We start from the raw sequence: 16128 nt of genomic DNA on the forward strand, positions 1-16128 counted from the left end.
GCGCCGATCTTGCGCATTCGGTTGTCGACATGAGCGGTATACCCCTCGTGCCACGACCGAAAGTGCAAGATCGGCGGGCCGGGGTGGGTCGGGCCGGGGCGGGGCTCGTTGGGTGGGGAGCTGCTGCGCATAGGGTGAGTGGATGGTTGATCGCACCCACTCCGGTCCCAGCGAGGCGAGCGTGCGGCGGGCCCTGGGCCGGGCCGCGACCGGGCGGGCCCTCGACGTCGACGAGGCGACCGCGCTGCTCTCCGCCCGCGGTGACGCCCTCGACGAGTTGCTCCGGGTGGCCGGTGGGATCCGCGACGCCGGGCTGCGTGACGCGGGGCGGCCGGGCGTCGTCACGTACTCGAAGAAGGTCTTCATCCCGCTGACCCGGCTCTGCCGGGACCGCTGTCACTACTGCACGTTCGCCACCGTGCCGCATCGGCTGCCGGCGCCCTTCCTCGACCGTGACGAGGTCCTCGCGATCGCCCGCGAGGGCGCGGCGCAGGGCTGCAAGGAGGCGCTGTTCACCCTCGGCGACCGGCCCGAGGAGCGCTGGCCGGCGGCGCGGAGCTGGCTGGACGAGCGCGGCTACGACTCCACACTGGATTATCTGCGTGCCTGCGCGGTGGCCGTGCTGGAGGAGACGGGGCTGCTGCCGCACCTCAACCCGGGCGTGCTGTCCTGGTCGGAGCTGCAACGACTCAAGCCTGTCGCGCCGAGCATGGGCATGATGCTGGAGACCACCGCGACGCGGCTCTGGTCCGAGCCGGGCGGCCCGCACTACGGTTCACCGGACAAGGAGCCGGCGGTCCGGCTGCGGGTGCTCGACGACGCGGGCCGGGTCGGGGTGCCGTTCACCACGGGCATCCTGATCGGCATCGGCGAGACGCCTGCCGAGCGGGTCGACGCCCTCTTCGCGATCCGTCGCGCCCACCGGGAGTACGGCCACCTCCAGGAGGTGATCGTGCAGAACTTCCGCGCCAAGCCGGACACGGCGATGCGCGGCATGCCCGACGCGGAGCTGCACGACCTGGCCGCCACGGTGGCGGTGGCCCGGCTGCTGCTCGGCCCGAAGGCCCGCATCCAGGCCCCACCGAACCTCATCGCCGGCGAGTACGACCTGTTGCTGCGCGCCGGGATCGACGACTGGGGTGGTGTCTCGCCGCTCACCCCCGACCACGTCAACCCGGAGCGGCCGTGGCCGCAGATCGAGGAGTTGGCCCGGCACACCGAGCTGGCGGGGTTCACGCTGCGGGAGCGGTTGACGATCTACCCCGAGTACGTGCGGGCCGGCGACCCGTGGCTCGACCCTCGGCTGTCGCCGCACGTGAACGCCCTCGCCGACCCGGCGACCGGCATGGCTGTCGAGTCGGCGATGCCGCAGGGGCACCCGTGGCAGGAGCCGGAGGAGGTGTTCGGCGGGCGGACCGACCTGCACGCCACCATCGACACCACGGGCCGGACCGACGACCGGCGCGGCGACTTCGACAGCGTCTACGGCGACTGGTCCGAGGTCGCCGGCAAGGTCACGCCCGAGGCGGAGGCGCGGCGCACGGGCGTACCCCCGGTGGCGGCCGGAAGCGACGCGGACCGTGACCTGGCGGCCGGGCTGCGGCTGGCGGCGGACGATCCGGCGGCGCTGCTGGAGCCCGGTAACACCGACGCGGCGCTGGCGCTGTTTGGGGCGGACGGCCCGGCGCTTGACGAGCTGTGCCGGCTCGCCGACGACGTCCGCCGTGACACCGTCGGCGACGACGTCACCTACGTGGTCAACCGCAACATCAACTTCAGCAACGTCTGCTACGTGGGCTGCCGGTTCTGCGCGTTCGCCCAGCGTGAGCGGGACGCCGACGCGTACCGCCTCTCGGTCGACCAGGTCGCCGACCGGGCCGAGGAGGCGTGGGCGGCAGGTGCCAGCGAGGTGTGCCTCCAGGGCGGCATCGACCCGAAGATGCCGGTCACCGGGTATGCGGACATCGTCCGCGCGATCAAGGCCCGCGTGCCGGAGATGCACGTGCACGCCTTCTCCCCGATGGAGATCGTCACCGCCGCCGCGAAGGCCGGCGTGCCGGTCCGCGAGTGGCTGACCCAGCTCCGTGAGGCCGGACTGGACACCATCCCGGGCACCGCCGCGGAGATCCTCGACGACGACGTGCGCTGGGTCCTGACCAAGGGCAAACTCCCGGCCGCCGCCTGGGTCGACGTCGTCAGCACGGCCCACGAGCTGGGCATCCGGTCCAGCTCCACGATGATGTACGGCCACGTCGACCACCCCGGGCAGTGGCTGGCGCACTTCCGGGTGCTGGCCGGGGTGCAGGACCGCACCGGCGGGTTCACCGAGTTCGTGGCGCTGCCGTTCGTGCACACGAACGCCCCCATCTACCTGGCCGGCATCGCCCGCCCCGGCCCGACCTGGCGGGAGAACCGGGTGGTGCACGCAATGGCCCGGCTGCTGCTGCACGGCCGGATCGACAACATCCAGTGCTCCTGGGTGAAGCTCGGCGACGAGGGCACTGTGGCGATGCTCCAGGGCGGCTGCAACGACCTGGGCGGCACGCTCATGGAGGAGACCATCTCGCGGATGGCCGGCTCGGGGAACGGGTCGGCGCGTACCGAGGAGCAGTTGCGGGCCATCGCGACGGCGGCCGGGCGACCGGCGCGCAAGCGTTCGACCGCGTACGGTCACGTCCGGCCCTGAGGTCGAACCTTTTCCCGCCGGCACCCGTACCACGCGGTGCCGGCGGCGGTCGCGGCGAGGATCGCCGCCGGTGTCCCCGAGGGGCCGGCGGCGTCGGTAGACGGCACCGGACCCGTCCGTCACCGCGGGCGCGTTCGCGCCGCAGCCGGAAAGGTTGCCCATGACCAGTGATCAGCGGAAGCGGCAGTGGCCGCGACTGACCCGCAGGCAGACGTTGACCGCCGCGGCCAGCGCCACCCTCGGCGCCGCCGCGCTCACCGTGCCGGGTCTGTCCGCCGCCCAGAACGCCCCTGGCGCGGCCGCCCGTGCCGAGGAGCCGATCGTCGTGCACCTGCGGGACGCCGCCTCCGGAACGATTGACGTCTTCGTCGGCGAGTCCCGGATCGAGGTCCGCGACCGTGGCCTGGCGGACCGGCTGCGGCGCGCCGCCCGGCGCTGACCGGCCCACCACCCCGCCATCCGCCCCCGCCCAGTGAGGTTGGTCCGCCATGTCTTCCCACCGCGAGGCACCGGAGATAGCCAAGGATCCGGTCGCCGACAGTTCCGACCTGTACGCGTTCGTGAGCCCCGACAAGCCCGACACGGTCACGCTGATCGCCAACTACGTGCCGTTGCAGCTCCCGTCCGGGGGGCCGAACTTCTTCGAGTTCGGTGACGACGTGCGCTACGAGATCCATATCGACAACGACGGCGACGGCCGTCCGGATGTCACCTACCGGTTCGAATTCACCACCGAGATCACCAATCCGAACAGCTTTCTCTACAACACCGGTCCGATCGACTCGCTTGACAGCGAGACCTGGAACCGGCGGCAGTTCTACAGCCTGACCCGGGTGGCCGACGGCCGGGAGCACCGGCTGGCGCACAAGCTGCAGTGCCCGCCGTGCAACGTCGGCCCGCTGTCCACCCCGAAGTACGCCAACCTGGTCCGGCAGGCCACCTACTCGCTCTCCACAGGTGAGCGGGTCTTCGCCGGGCAGCGTGCGGACGGCTTCTTCGTCGACCTGGGGGCGATCTTCGACCTCGGCACGCTGCGGCCGTTCCAGCAGTTGCACGTGGCCGGCAAGAAGATCTTCAAGGCCGAGGGTGAACCGGTGAACGCCACCGACCGGATGAACGTGCACAGCCTCGCCGTGCAGGTGCCGCTGAACCGCGTGCGGCGGCGCGCCAACAGGTACGGCGCGGGCGACCAGGCGTCGGTGATCGGCGTGTGGACGTCGGCGTCGCGCCGGCAGGTCCGGGTGCTCGGCGACCGGGGTGCCGCGGACACCGCCACCGGCCCGTTCACCCAGGTCTCCCGGCTGGGCAATCCGCTGTTCAACGAGGTCATCGTGCCGATGTCCAAGAAGGACCTGTGGAACTCGCTGCCACCGTCGGAGGACAAGCGGTTCGCGAAGTTCGTCGAGCAGCCGGAACTGGCGGCGCTGTTGCCGGCGCTCTACCCGGACGTCTTTCCCAACCTGGACCAGCTCACCAAGTCCAAGAAGGCCCGGGCCGACCTGGTGGCGATCCTGCTCACCGGCGTACCCGCCGGGCTGATCGACGGCTTCACCAACGCCACAGGCGACGTGCAGGCCGACATGCTGCGGCTGAACACCGCGATCCCGCCGACCCGTAAGCCGGACCGGTTCGGGGTGCTCGGCGGCGATCTGGCCGGCTTTCCCAACGGGAGGCGGGTCGGCGACGACGTGGTGAGCATCGCCCTGCGGGCGATCGCCGGGGTGACCGTCCCGCTGGTGGACAGGTCGTTCCGTCCGGACGCGGCGGCCGGCGCGGTCACCCCCGGGTTGAGCGCCGCCGACGTGACCGCGCCGTTCCTCGGGAACTTCCCCTACCTGGGTACGCCGTACGACGGGTTGAACAACCCGCCGGCGTCGTCCTGACCGGGGTGGGGGAGCGGCGGATGCACGAGCACACGTACGGGCCGTCGGAGACCGGGACCGTCGTTCTCGAACTCGGCGGCGAGACCGGCGCGTTGATCCTCTACACGGGTCCCGATCTGCACGGCCGGGAGATCGAGATCAGCCGAGACGACGACCGGCGCGTCCACTCGGCGGTCCGCGAACGCCGGGTGCGGGACGGGTCGTTCCACAGCGCGGTCTACCCGGATCTGCCGGCCGGCATTTATACCGTCTGGTGGGACGAGGCTACGTCCGCCGGCACAGTTTCTGTCCATGGTGGAGCGATAGCCGAGTTCGTGTGGCCCACCAGCGGTTTCGGGGCCGCGAGCTGATCTCACCGCACCGTTTTGGCAGGCACGCCCCGTCCACATCGTGGACGGGGCGTGCCTGCTGTCCCTCACTCGACGGGCGGTCTGCGCCGCGCCGCGTTAACCTGTCCCCCACCAAGATCAGCTTGACGGGAGGGGGTCGTCCGATGTGTCTGGCGCCGTCATGGCGACGACTCGTCGGAGGCGCGCCACGGCAGAAAAGTGGGGCAACTCGCCGGAGAGGGCGTTACTCGGCCGGGGTCTGAATCGATAGGGCAGGTTGCGAGGCTGGACGACCTGAGGGGTCGGCCGGGGGTGTCGGGAGGGCGACTCCATTATCAAGTTTGGCTTGACGGCGCACGCATTACACGCGTGTAATTTGAATGGGGTTGTTCGCACGGAACGCAACAAAACGGGACCGGACGGACAAGCACGCCTTTCGCGTGGGGGGTTGCAGCGGCGATGACGCCGGTGCGCGACAAGGAGGCATTTGATGGACGGCCAGCTTGAAGTGGCCGACCTGCTCGGAAACGCGCCGGAGTGGCAGGAGCGGGCGCTGTGCTCGCAGACCGACCCCGAGGCGTTCTTTCCCGAGAAGGGCGGCTCGACCCGCGAGGCGAAGCGAATCTGTTCGCGCTGCGAGGTCAAGACCGAATGCCTCGAATACGCTCTCGGGCACGACGAGCGGTTCGGCATCTGGGGTGGGCTCTCGGAGCGGGAGCGGCGCAAGTTGAAGCGGCGGGCCGCCTGAGCGGTACGGGGTCGGGGCGGTGGGGGCCGCCCGGCTCAGGCCAGCTCGTCGGGGTCGACCCCGAGCAGGTTCGCCACCTGCTCGATGATCACATCGTGGACGAGATCGGCGAGGTCCTCACGGTCCATCGCCCGGAACTCCAGAGGCCGCCGGTACAGCACGATCCGCGGCGGCACCTCCTGCCGGCCCGGGCGGCCGGGGAGCAGCCGGGCCAACGGGACCTCGCCGTCCTCCAACACGTCGGAGTCGTAGACGTTCAGGTCCGGGGGGACGTCCTCGACGGCGAACTCGACTCCGGCCAACTCCTTGGCGAACCGGCGTTCCAGCGTCTCGACGGTGTCCAGGACCAGGTCGTCGAAGACCTCCGCCTTGGTGCGGGCCAGCGGCACCGTCGCCGGCACCAGTCGACCGCGCAGGCCGCGCCCGTGCCGGTCGCGGTGCGCGCGCCGGCCGGAACCGGGGCGGCGGTGTTCCGGACTCGTCATGAGGCAAAGGGTAGCCCCCACGCCGGGCTGGCCAGCGGCAGCGCCGCACGCGCGGCGCGGCGCGTACCGGACGGGCGAATTGTGATCACCACGACGGGCGTGTCGCATCGCGAAGCGATGCGCCGGACCCGGTAATGGAGATACCCTGCCGCCGTGAGGTCACCACGGCGCTGCTCCCGTAACGGCTGCCCCCGGCAAGCGGTCGCCACATTGACCTATGTCTACAACGAGTCGACGGCTGTGGTGGGCCCGCTCGCGGCCTTCGCCGAGCCGCACACGTACGACCTGTGTGAGCCGCACGCCCGCAGCCTCACCGCCCCCCGGGGCTGGGACGTGGTCCGGCACGAGGGCGAGTTCGAGCCGCCGCCCCCCACCACTGACGATCTGGTGGCGCTCGCCGAGGCGGTCCGTGAGGCCGCCCGCCCGGCCCCCCGCCCGCCGGAGCCCGACCAGCACCACGACAACCCCCACCAGACCGGCCGCCGAGGCCACCTGCGCGTGATCCCTCCGAACCACTGACCCCGGCGGCCGGGCCGTCTCAGAGCCGCGCCCAGGCCTCGGTGAGGACCGTCCGCAGGATCTGTTCGATCTCGTCGAAGTGCTGCTGCTCGGCGATCAGCGGCGGGGCGAGCTGGACGACGGGGTCGCCCCGGTCGTCGGCCCGGCAGTAGAGCCCGGCCTGGAACAGCGCGGTGGAGAGGAAGCCGCGCAGCAGTCGTTCCGACTCCGCCTCGTCGAAGGTCTCCCGGGTGGTCTTGTCCTTGACCAGCTCGATGCCGTAGAAGTAGCCGTCGCCCCGGACGTCGCCGACGATCGGCAGGTCGTGCAGCTTCTCCAGGGTGGACCGGAAGGCGTCCTCGTTGGCGCGTACGTGCCCGATGAGGTCCTCGCGGGCGAACACCTCCAGGTTGGCCAGGGCCACCGCGCAGGAGACCGGGTGGCCGCCGAAGGTCACCCCGTGGGCGAACATGCCGGTCTCGGTGAGGAACGGCTCCATCAGCCGGTCGCTGGCGATCATCGCGCCGAGCGGGGCGTACCCCGAGGTGATGCCCTTGGCCGTGGTGATGATGTCCGGCTGGAAGCCGTAGCGCACCGCGCCGAAGTACTCGCCGAGCCGCCCCCAGGAGCAGATCACCTCGTCGGAGACGAGCAGCACGTCGTACGCGTCGCAGATCTCCCGGACCCGCTGGAAGTAGCCGGGCGGGGGCGGGAAGCAGCCGCCGGAGTTCTGTACGGGTTCCAGGAAGACGGCGGCGACGGTGTCCGGCCCCTCCCGCTCGATGGCCCGGCCGATCTCGTCGGCGGCCCAGCGGCCGAACGCCTCGGCGTCGTCGCCGTGCTCGGGTGCCCGGTAGAAGTTGGTGTTCGGCACCTTGATCGCGCCCGGCACCAGCGGCTCGAAGTCGCTCTTGATGCCGGGCAGACCGGTGATCGACAGGGCGCCCATCGAGGTCCCGTGGTACGCGATGTACCGGCTGATCACCTTGTACTTGTTGGGCTTGCCGGTGCGCTTGAAGTACGCGCGGGCGAGCTTCCACGCCGCCTCCACCGCCTCGGAACCTCCGGTGGTGAAAAAGACCCGGTTGAGGTCGCCGGGGGTGAGCGTGGAGATCTTCTCGGCCAGCTCGACGGCCTTGGGGTGCGCGTACGACCAGAGCGGGAAGTAGGCCAGCTCGCCGGCCTGCTTGGCGGCGGCCTCGGCCAGCTCGGTACGCCCGTGGCCTGCGTTGACGACGAAGAGCCCGGCGAGCCCGTCCAGGTAGCGGCGACCCTGCGCGTCCCACACGTACGCGCCCTCGCCGCGCACGATTGTCGGCACCTCGCCGGCGGAGTAGCTCGCCATCCGGGTGAAGTGCATCCAGAGGTGGTCGGTGGCGTTGGCCATGTCAGCCCCATCGGTCGTCGGGCCGGTCCAAGGGGTGGCACCGGCCGCTCTGCCAACGGTTATCGCACAGTCCTGGTGCCTGAGGCAAGTGGGATCAGTGGCACGATGGGCTGCCAACGACGGATTTAGCGAAAGTCTGTCGCTGCTGCAACGGAATCCGCACAGTCTCCGGCTGGGGGCCGGCTCGGCGATGGTCCTGCGAGGGCGGGGACGGCGGCACGCTGACCTTCGCCCCGGCCGCGTGGGCGTCCTTTGTGGGCGGCGTCCGGCGCTGCGGTCAGGCCGTACCCCAGGTGTAGGTCTGCTTGCGCAGCTTGAGGTAGACGAACGCCTCGGTGGAGAGCACGCCGGGCACCGCGCGTAGGCGTTGCAGGATCTCCAGGAGGTGGTCGTCGTTGCGGCAGACCACCTCGGTGAGCAGGTCGAACGACCCGGCGGTGATGACCACGTAGTCGACCTCGTCCAGTTCGGCGAGCCGGTCGGCCACCGCCTCCAGGTCGCCGTCGGTACGCAGCCCGATCATCGCCTGCCGGGGAAAGCCGAGCTGGAGCGGATCGGTCACCGCGACGATCTGCATCACGCCAGAGTCGAGCAGTCGCTGCACCCGCTGGCGGACCGCCGCCTCGGAGAGCCCGACGGCCTTGCCGATGGTCGCGTACGGGCGGCGGCCGTCCTCCTGGAGCTGTTCGATGATCTGCTTGGCCACGTCGTCCAGCAGAGCGTGATTGGCACCTTCACGGACGGCGACACGTCGGCCGCCGTTGCCGTTCTCGTGCTGCCGGTTTGTCATCGTGCGCTCCCCATGTCCTGGATCGTGATGTCGCGCGTGTATCCCCGCGTAGTCTGGCGTATTTCGTCGTGCATCGCTAATCCCACAACGGAATCCCTTGTAAGGGAGGTCACCTCATGTCAGGATCAGTCGTCCACGGCACCGACCCCTAGGAGTCGTCATGCGTACTCCCCTCCGGCCCCTCTCCCGGCGTGGACTGCTCACCGGCACTCTCGGTTCGGCCGCCCTGTTGGCCGCGGGCGGTAGTCTCGCCGGCTGCGGCACCAAGGGCGCCCAGCAGACCGAGGCCGGCTGCGTCAGCGAGGACCTGTCCGGCACCGAGAAGAAGCTCGCCTTCTCCAACTGGCCGCAGTACATGGACGTGGACGAGAAGGACGAATCCAAGCGGCCCAGCCTGGACGAGTTCATCACGAAGACCGGCATCCAGGTCACGTACACCGAGGACATCAACGACAACAACGAGTTCTTCGGCAGGGTGCAGAACCAGCTGGCCGCCTGCCAGAGCACCGACCGGGACATCATCGTGCTGACCGACTGGATGGCGGCGCGGATGATCCGGCTCGGCTGGATCCAGAAGCTCGACCCGGCGAAGATCCCGAACGTGCAGGCCAACCTGCTTCCGTCACTGCTCAACCGCTCCTTCGACGCCGAGAACCGGATCTCCATCCCGTGGCAGTCAGGCCTCGCCGGCCTGGCGTTCAACGGCAGTGTCACAAAGGAGCTGCGTACCGTCGACGAACTGCTCACCCGCCCCGACCTCAAGGGCAAGGTGACGGCGCTCAGCGAGATGCGCGACACCATGGGCCTGCTCCTCGGATCCAACGGGCACGACCCGGCCAACTTCACGGCAGCCCAGTTCGACGACGCCCTCAACAAGCTCAAGAAGGCCGTCGCCTCCGGGCAGATCCGCAAGTTCACCGGCAACGACTACGCACCCGACCTGGCCAAGGGCGACATCGCCGCGTGTATCGGCTGGTCCGGAGACGTCATCCAGCTCTCCAGTGAGAACGAGAAGGTGCGGTTCGTCGCGCCCGACTCCGGCGTGATGCTGTACAGCGACAACATGATGGTGCCCAACAAGGCCACCCACAAGGGCAACGCCGAGACGCTCATCAACTACTACTACGAGCCGGCGGTCGCCGCGAAGCTCGCCGCGTACGTCAACTACATCTGCCCGGTCAAGGGCGCCCAGGCCGAGATGGAGAAGATCGACCCCGAGCTGGCGGCCAACCCGCTGATCTTCCCCGACGAGGCGCTGCTGTCGAAGTCCAAAGTGTTCATGGCCCTGGACGAGAAGCAGGAACGGGAGTACGAGGGTAAGTTCCAGCAGGTCATCGGGGCGTGACGGGATGGCGCGCGAGACACCCGCAGGCGATCTGCGCCTGGCCAACCTCACCAAACGGTTCGGCATCTTCACCGCCGTCGACGACCTCAGCCTGACCATCGCGCAGGGTTCGTTCTTCGCGCTGCTCGGCGCGTCCGGCTGCGGCAAGACCACCACGCTTCGGATGATCGCCGGCCTGGAGGAGCCGACAAGCGGCCAGGTGCTGCTCGGCGACACCGACATCGCCCGGCTGCGACCGTACAAGCGGCCGGTCAACACCGTCTTTCAGAGCTACGCGCTCTTCCCGCACCTCAGCATCTTCGAGAACGTCGCCTTCGGGCTGCGCCGACGCGGCATCCGCTCGGTCGACGACGAGGTCACCCGGATGCTGTCGCTCGTGCAGCTCGACGGCTACGGCAGCCGCCGGCCGGCCCAGCTCTCCGGCGGCCAGCAGCAACGGGTCGCGCTGGCCCGCGCGCTGATCAACAGGCCGCAGGTGCTGCTGCTCGACGAGCCGCTGGGCGCGCTCGACCTGAAGCTGCGCCGGCAGATGCAGATCGAGCTGAAGCGCATCCAGACCGAGGTCGGCATCACCTTCGTGCACGTCACCCACGACCAGGAGGAGGCCATGACGATGGCCGACACCGTCGCGGTGATGAACGCCGGCCGGATCGAGCAGCTCGGCGCACCTGCCGACCTCTACGAGTTCCCCGCCACCGCGTTCGTGGCGAACTTCCTCGGCCAGTCGAACCTGCTCGCCGCCGAGGCCGCCGGCACCACCGGCGGCGACGTCGCGGTGACGGCGCACGGCTCGCGTTTCTCGGTGCCCGCCGGCCGGTCGCGCGCCGACCGGGGTCCGGTCCACCTGGGGGTACGCCCGGAGAAGCTGCATCTGGTCGGCTCCGCCGACCAGGTGCCCCAAGGACATCAGCACGTCACAGGTGTCGTCACCGACGCCTCCTACGTGGGGGTCAGCACGCAGTACCTGCTGCGTACCGGCTGGGGGACCGAGCTGTCGGTCTTCGCCGCGAACAGCGGCGCCGTGGCGCACGTGCCGGTCGGCAGCGAGGCTGTGGCGTACTGGGATCCGCGGCACGCGTTCCTGCTGCCCCGGGAAGCCGACGACCTCGACCGGACGTCGCCGGTGCTCGACGAGCCGGTGGGCGCGTCGTCGTGACCCTCCTGGCCCCCACCCGACCGGGGCAGCCGCCGAGCGTGCCACCGGCAGCCCGGTCCGGGCGGCGCCGGCTCCTGCCGTACCTCCTGCTGTTGCCCGGCGCGGCCTGGCTGCTCATCTTCTTCGGTGTGCCGCTGGTGCAGCTCGCCGCGGCAAGCCTGTACGACCCCAGCGGCTCGCTCTCCACCGGGTATGCGCTGACCTGGGCGTTCGGCAACTACCCGGACGTGCTCCAGGCGTACTGGCCGCAGTTCCTGCGCTCGTTCGGCTACGCCGGACTGGCCCTGGTGTTGGCGCTGCTGCTGGGCTACCCGTTGGCGTACGCCATCGCGCAGAAGGCCGGCCGGTGGAAAAACCTGCTGCTGGTGTGCGTGGTGGCGCCGATGTTCACCAGTTTCCTGGTCCGCACGCTGGCCTGGAAGACGATCCTGTCGGACAACGGCGCGCTCGTCGGCCTGCTGCGGGACGTGCACCTGCTCGCGCCGGACGGCCGGCTCCTGGCCACCCCGTTCGCGGTGGTGCTGGGCCTGACGTACAACTTCCTGCCGTTCCTGGTGCTGCCGCTGTACGCGAGCCTGGAGCGGCTGGACCCTCGGCTGCTGGAGGCGGCCACCGACCTGTACGCGAGCCCGGCGCAGGCGTTCCGGCGGGTGACGCTGCCGCTGTCCATGCCCGGCCTGGTCGCCGGCACGCTGCTCTTCTTCATCCCCGCCAGCGGTGACTACATCAACGCCGAACTCCTCGGCACCCCGAACGAGTACATGATCGGGAACGTCATCGACTCGGCGTTCCTGGTCCGGCTGGACTATCCGCAGGGCGCTGCCCTGTCGTTCCTGCTGATGGCGGCGATCCTCGCGGTGGTCTTCGGCTACCTGCGCAGGGCCGGCACGGAGGAAGTGCTGTGAGCGCGAGGAGTGCAGCGCAGCGGAGCCCCGCAGTCGCGAACGAAAGGCGGCTCTGATGAGACTCTCGCGGTGGTTGGCGGACCGCTGGGTGATGATCGTGGCGCTGCTGGTGCTCGGGTACCTGGCGCTGCCGATCCTGGTGGTGGCCGGGTTGTCGTTCAACAGGCCGTCGAGCCGGCTGTCGTACGACTTCAACGAGTTCACACTGGACAACTGGCGTCAGCCGTGTGCCACCTCGGACATGTGCGACGCGGTGGTCCGCAGCGTGCAGATCGGCTTCATCGCCACGGTCGTGGCCACCGTGCTCGGCACCCTCATGGCGTTCGCGCTGGTCCGGCACCGCTTCCGGGGCCGGTCGGGGGTCAACGTGCTGATCTTCCTGCCGATGGCCACCCCTGAACTGGTGATGGGCACGTCGCTGCTGGCCCTGTTCGTGTCCGCAGGGGTGCCGCAGGGCTTCTGGACGATCATGATCGCGCACGTGATGTTCTGCGTGTCGTTCGTGGTGGTCACCGTGAAGGCGCGGCTCGCCGGGATGGACCGGCGGCTGGAGGAGGCCGCCATGGACCTCTACGCCAACGAGTGGCAGACCTTCCGGCGGATCACCCTGCCGCTGGTGCTGCCGGGCATCGTGGCCGCCGCGCTGCTGGCGTTCTCGCTGAGCTTCGACGACTTCATCATCACGAACTTCAACGCCGGCACCACAGTCACGTTCCCGATGTACGTCTGGGGCGCCGCCCAGCGGGGCATCCCGCCGCAGGTCAACGTCATCGGCACTGCCATGTTCGCGATCGCCCTGTTGCTGGTCGGGCTCAGCTCGCTGCGCGGCAGGCGGGAACGCCGGGCCAACCTGCTGGCCGGTACGGCCTCGGTTCGCCGGCCGTCATGACCGTCCGGCAGGTCGGCCGGGCGCTCGCCGACGCGGCGCCCCTGCCGTACTGGCTCGACCGACCGGAACGCCCCGACCCGCTGCCGCCGCTCACCGGCCCGCGGGACGCCGACCTGCTGGTGATCGGCGGCGGGTACGGCGGGCTCTGGGCCGCGCTGCTGGCCAAGCAGGCCGACCCCGACCGTGACGTGCTGCTCGTCGACGCCGGCACCTGCGGGTGGGCGGCGTCCGGACGCAACGGCGGGTTCTGCGCCGCCTCGCTCACCCACGGGCTGGCCAACGGCGTCGACCGGTTCCCCGACGAGGTCGGCGAACTGGAACGCCTCGGCCGCGCCAACCTCGACGCCATCGCCGCCACCGTCGACGAGTTCGGCATCGACTGCGACTTCGAGCGCACCGGTGAGCTGGTCGTCGCCGTCGAGCCGTACCAGCTCGACGGGTTGGCCGCCGACGCGGAGTTGGCCCGCAGGTACGGCCACCGGGTGCGGCTTCTGGACCGCGACGAGGTACGCGCCGAGGTCAACTCGCCGACGTACCTGGGTGGGATGGTCGACGCCGACCGGGTCGCCATGGTGGACCCGGCGAAGCTGGCCTGGGGCCTCCGCCGCGCCTGCCTCGACCTGGGCGTACGCGTGCACGAACACACCCGGGTCACCGGCCTGCGTGCCGACGGCGCGGCCCTGCACGCGGTGACCGCCGGCGGGCCGGACGCCGCTCCCGGCTCGGTGCGGGCCCGGCGGGTCGTGCTGGCCACCAACGCGTTCCCGCCACTGCTGCGCCGCCTGCGGGCGTACGTCGTGCCGGTCTACGACCACGTGCTGATGACCGAACCACTCACCCCCGCCCAGCGGGACGCGATCGGCTGGCACAACAGGCAGGGGCTGGCCGACACCGGCAACCAGTTCCACTACTACCGGATCACCGCCGACGGGCGGATCCTCTTCGGCGGCTACGACGCCGTCTACCACTACGGCAACCGGGTCGCCCCCGAACTGGAACAGAACCCGGCCACCTTCGCCACCCTCGCCCAGCACTTCTTCACCACGTTTCCGCAGCTCGCCGACGTGCGCTTCAGTCACCGCTGGGGCGGCGTCATCGACACCTGCACCCGGTTCTGCCCGTTCTTCGGCACCGCGTACGACGGTCGGCTCGCGTACGCGGCCGGCTACACAGGCCTCGGTGTCGGGGCCACCCGCTTCGGCGCCCGGGTGCTCCTCGACCTGCTCGACGGCGGGAACACCCCGCTGACCCGGCTCGACCTGGTCCGCCGCAAGCCCCTGCCGTTCCCGCCGGAACCCGTGCGCGCGATCGGCATCAACCTCACCCGCTGGTCACTGGCCCGCGCCGACGCGCGCGAGGGCCGGCGCGACCTCTGGCTCCGTACTCTCGATCGTCTCGGTTTGGGGTTTGATTCCTGATGCGTGTCCTGCTCGTCGGCGCCGGTGGCGTCGGCTCCGCCGCCGTAGCCATCGCCGCCCGACGGACCTTCTTCGAGACCATGGTCGTCGCCGACCACGACCCCGCCCGCGCCGACCGCGCGGTCGCCGGGCACGGCGACCGGTTCGTCGCCGCGCGCGTGGACGCCTCCGATGCCGACGCGGTCGCCGCGCTGTGCCGGGAGCACCGGATCACCCACGTGCTGAACGCCGTCGACCCGCGCTTCGTCCTGCCCATCTTCGAGGGCGCGTACGCGGCCGGCGCTGACTACCTGGACATGGCGATGTCGCTGTCGCACGCCGACACCGGCGTGAAGCTCGGCGACGACCAGTTCGCGCAGGCCGAAGCCTGGGCGGCCGCCGGCCGGCTGGCGCTGTGCGGCATCGGCGTCGAACCCGGCATGTCCGACGTTTTCGCCCGCTACGCCGCCGACGAACTCTTCAGCGAGATCGACGAGATCGGCGTCCGGGACGGGGCGAACCTCACAGTCGACGGGTACGACTTCGCGCCCTCGTTCTCCATCTGGACCACAATCGAGGAGTGCCTCAACCCGCCTGTCATCTGGGAGGCCGACCGGGGCTGGTACACGACCGAGCCGTTCTCCGAGCCGGAGGTCTTCCACTTCCCGGAGGGCATCGGGCCTGTCGAGTGCGTCAACGTGGAGCACGAGGAGGTGCTGCTCATTCCGCGCTGGGTCAAGGCCCGGCGGGTCACCTTCAAGTACGGCCTCGGCGACGAGTTCATCGGGGTGCTCAAGACGCTGCACAAGCTCGGCCTGGACGCGGTGTCCCCGGTGCGGGTACGCGGCGTCGACGTGTCCCCGCGCGACGTGGTGGCCGCCAGCCTGCCCGACCCGGCCACCCTCGGCGCGCGGATGCGCGGCAAGACCTGCGCCGGCACCTGGGTCCGTGGCCTCGGCCCCGACGGGCAGCCCCGGGAGGTCTACCTCTACCACGTCGTCGACAACGAATGGTCGATGCGGGAGTACGGCCACCAGGCGGTGGTCTGGCAGACCGCCGTCAACCCGGTCGTCGCGCTGGAACTGCTCGCCACCGGGGCGTGGGCCGGTGCCGGGGTTCTCGGCCCCGAGGCGCTACCCCCGACCCCCTTCCTCGACCTGCTGACCGACTACGGCTCCCCATGGGGGCTGGAGGAGCGCTGAACCCCACCCCCACCCTGTCCCTGCCCCCGCCCCCGCCCCGCGCCGATCTTGCACTTTCTGTCGCCGTATACCTCTCGTTTTGGACGTATCTACGACAGAAAGCGCAAGATCGCGAAGGGGTGCGGTGGGGGTGCGGTGGGCTAGCACGGGGGAGGGTGGGGTTGGGGGTTGTCCACAGGTGGATTTGTTGTCCACAGGTGGACTACTGCGGGCTTCGCCGCGGCTCTGGGTCGGTCAACCTGCCGGGATGGCTACTCGGTTGTGGCGTACTGACGCGCTGATGCGGGAACTCACCGTGGGACGCCTCCGTGCTCGACTCGATCGCGAGGAGCTACGTCGGGTACGCAGGGGTGTCTATGCCGACCAGCCCTGCGGTGACGATGACGAACTGCATGCGCTGATGCTTCGCCTCCCCGATGGGGCGATGT

At 70.3% G+C, this 16128-nt stretch carries 15 protein-coding genes; 12 read left to right on the forward strand and 3 right to left on the reverse strand.

Annotated features, from left to right (window positions below):
• Positions 1-142 precede the first annotated feature (142 nt).
• The 5 genes from ACFY1S_RS02400 to ACFY1S_RS02420 all read left to right on the forward strand — a co-directional run bounded on the left by ACFY1S_RS02400 (position 143) and on the right by ACFY1S_RS02420 (position 5646).
• Entirely contained in the window at positions 143-2686 is a 2544-nt protein-coding gene (locus ACFY1S_RS02400; RefSeq protein ID WP_387111954.1) for a bifunctional FO biosynthesis protein CofGH, read from the forward strand.
• 160 nt (positions 2687-2846) lie between these two features.
• Positions 2847-3125: a hypothetical protein gene (locus tag ACFY1S_RS02405; RefSeq protein ID WP_387111957.1), complete on the forward strand. Its 279-nt coding sequence runs from the start codon at positions 2847-2849 to the stop codon at positions 3123-3125.
• Positions 3126-3174: 49 nt separating this feature from the next.
• Entirely contained in the window at positions 3175-4569 is a 1395-nt protein-coding gene (locus ACFY1S_RS02410; RefSeq protein WP_387111959.1) for a DUF4331 domain-containing protein, read from the forward strand.
• Between the two features lie 20 nt (positions 4570-4589).
• Positions 4590-4919: a phospholipase gene (locus tag ACFY1S_RS02415; RefSeq protein WP_387111962.1), complete on the forward strand. Its 330-nt coding sequence runs from the start codon at positions 4590-4592 to the stop codon at positions 4917-4919.
• Positions 4920-5388: 469 nt separating this feature from the next.
• Positions 5389-5646, forward strand: coding sequence for a WhiB family transcriptional regulator (locus tag ACFY1S_RS02420; RefSeq protein ID WP_007455784.1), 258 nt, complete (start codon positions 5389-5391; stop codon positions 5644-5646).
• Between the two features lie 35 nt (positions 5647-5681).
• Here the strand turns inward: ACFY1S_RS02420 and ACFY1S_RS02425 are convergent, their stop codons facing one another.
• Entirely contained in the window at positions 5682-6131 is a 450-nt protein-coding gene (locus ACFY1S_RS02425; protein ID WP_074316962.1) for a metallopeptidase family protein, read from the reverse strand.
• Between the two features lie 153 nt (positions 6132-6284).
• Between ACFY1S_RS02425 and ACFY1S_RS02430 the strand changes: the two genes are divergently transcribed.
• Positions 6285-6650: a DUF3499 domain-containing protein gene (locus ACFY1S_RS02430; RefSeq protein WP_387111965.1), complete on the forward strand. Its 366-nt coding sequence runs from the start codon at positions 6285-6287 to the stop codon at positions 6648-6650.
• Positions 6651-6669: 19 nt separating this feature from the next.
• Here the strand turns inward: ACFY1S_RS02430 and ACFY1S_RS02435 are convergent, their stop codons facing one another.
• Positions 6670-8016, reverse strand: coding sequence for an aspartate aminotransferase family protein (locus ACFY1S_RS02435; RefSeq protein ID WP_364367817.1), 1347 nt, complete (start codon positions 8014-8016; stop codon positions 6670-6672).
• Positions 8017-8293: 277 nt separating this feature from the next.
• Positions 8294-8806 (reverse strand): Lrp/AsnC family transcriptional regulator, encoded by a 513-nt coding sequence (locus ACFY1S_RS02440; RefSeq protein WP_203177830.1) that lies wholly within the window; start codon positions 8804-8806, stop codon positions 8294-8296.
• Between the two features lie 160 nt (positions 8807-8966).
• On the opposite strand from ACFY1S_RS02440, the gene ACFY1S_RS02445 reads away from it, so the two are divergent.
• From ACFY1S_RS02445 to ACFY1S_RS02470, 6 genes are read left to right on the forward strand one after another with little or no spacing between them, the layout of a single operon-like run.
• Positions 8967-10151, forward strand: coding sequence for an extracellular solute-binding protein (locus ACFY1S_RS02445; protein ID WP_387111969.1), 1185 nt, complete (start codon positions 8967-8969; stop codon positions 10149-10151).
• A 4-nt stretch (positions 10152-10155) separates the two neighbouring features.
• The gene (locus tag ACFY1S_RS02450) at positions 10156-11307 is read left to right on the forward strand and encodes an ABC transporter ATP-binding protein (protein ID WP_387111972.1); all 1152 of its coding nucleotides are present in this window, start codon (positions 10156-10158) and stop codon (positions 11305-11307) included.
• Entirely contained in the window at positions 11304-12212 is a 909-nt protein-coding gene (locus ACFY1S_RS02455; protein WP_387111975.1) for an ABC transporter permease, read from the forward strand. The genes ACFY1S_RS02450 and ACFY1S_RS02455 overlap by 4 nt, the downstream gene beginning before the upstream one ends.
• Positions 12213-12267: 55 nt before the next feature.
• The gene (locus ACFY1S_RS02460) at positions 12268-13101 is read left to right on the forward strand and encodes an ABC transporter permease (RefSeq protein WP_387111978.1); all 834 of its coding nucleotides are present in this window, start codon (positions 12268-12270) and stop codon (positions 13099-13101) included.
• Positions 13098-14519 carry an NAD(P)/FAD-dependent oxidoreductase gene (locus ACFY1S_RS02465; protein ID WP_387111981.1) on the forward strand — a complete coding sequence of 474 codons (1422 nt, stop codon included), beginning with the start codon at positions 13098-13100 and terminating at the stop codon, positions 14517-14519. The genes ACFY1S_RS02460 and ACFY1S_RS02465 overlap by 4 nt, the downstream gene beginning before the upstream one ends.
• On the forward strand, positions 14519-15700 hold the full coding sequence (locus ACFY1S_RS02470) for a saccharopine dehydrogenase family protein (RefSeq protein WP_387111984.1): 1182 nt from the start codon (positions 14519-14521) through the stop codon (positions 15698-15700). Before ACFY1S_RS02465 ends, ACFY1S_RS02470 begins: the two co-directional genes overlap by 1 nt.
• The last annotated feature ends 428 nt before the right edge of the window (positions 15701-16128 follow it).

Source organism: Micromonospora sp. NPDC000663, assembly GCF_042898105.1.
Lineage (GTDB): Bacteria > Actinomycetota > Actinomycetes > Mycobacteriales > Micromonosporaceae > Micromonospora.

Coding starts and splice junctions, on each gene's coding strand:
- ACFY1S_RS02470 (WP_387111984.1), top strand. CDS start 14,519: ATGCGTGTCCTGCTCGTCGGCGCCGGTGGCGTCGGCTCCGCCGCCGTA.
- ACFY1S_RS02445 (WP_387111969.1), top strand. CDS start 8,967: ATGCGTACTCCCCTCCGGCCCCTCTCCCGGCGTGGACTGCTCACCGGC.
- ACFY1S_RS02405 (WP_387111957.1), top strand. CDS start 2,847: ATGACCAGTGATCAGCGGAAGCGGCAGTGGCCGCGACTGACCCGCAGG.
- ACFY1S_RS02465 (WP_387111981.1), top strand. CDS start 13,098: ATGACCGTCCGGCAGGTCGGCCGGGCGCTCGCCGACGCGGCGCCCCTG.
- ACFY1S_RS02420 (WP_007455784.1), top strand. CDS start 5,389: ATGGACGGCCAGCTTGAAGTGGCCGACCTGCTCGGAAACGCGCCGGAG.
- ACFY1S_RS02410 (WP_387111959.1), top strand. CDS start 3,175: ATGTCTTCCCACCGCGAGGCACCGGAGATAGCCAAGGATCCGGTCGCC.
- ACFY1S_RS02425 (WP_074316962.1), bottom strand. CDS start 6,131: ATGACGAGTCCGGAACACCGCCGCCCCGGTTCCGGCCGGCGCGCGCAC.
- ACFY1S_RS02400 (WP_387111954.1), top strand. CDS start 143: ATGGTTGATCGCACCCACTCCGGTCCCAGCGAGGCGAGCGTGCGGCGG.
- ACFY1S_RS02450 (WP_387111972.1), top strand. CDS start 10,156: ATGGCGCGCGAGACACCCGCAGGCGATCTGCGCCTGGCCAACCTCACC.
- ACFY1S_RS02460 (WP_387111978.1), top strand. CDS start 12,268: ATGAGACTCTCGCGGTGGTTGGCGGACCGCTGGGTGATGATCGTGGCG.
- ACFY1S_RS02415 (WP_387111962.1), top strand. CDS start 4,590: ATGCACGAGCACACGTACGGGCCGTCGGAGACCGGGACCGTCGTTCTC.
- ACFY1S_RS02440 (WP_203177830.1), bottom strand. CDS start 8,806: ATGACAAACCGGCAGCACGAGAACGGCAACGGCGGCCGACGTGTCGCC.
- ACFY1S_RS02435 (WP_364367817.1), bottom strand. CDS start 8,016: ATGGCCAACGCCACCGACCACCTCTGGATGCACTTCACCCGGATGGCG.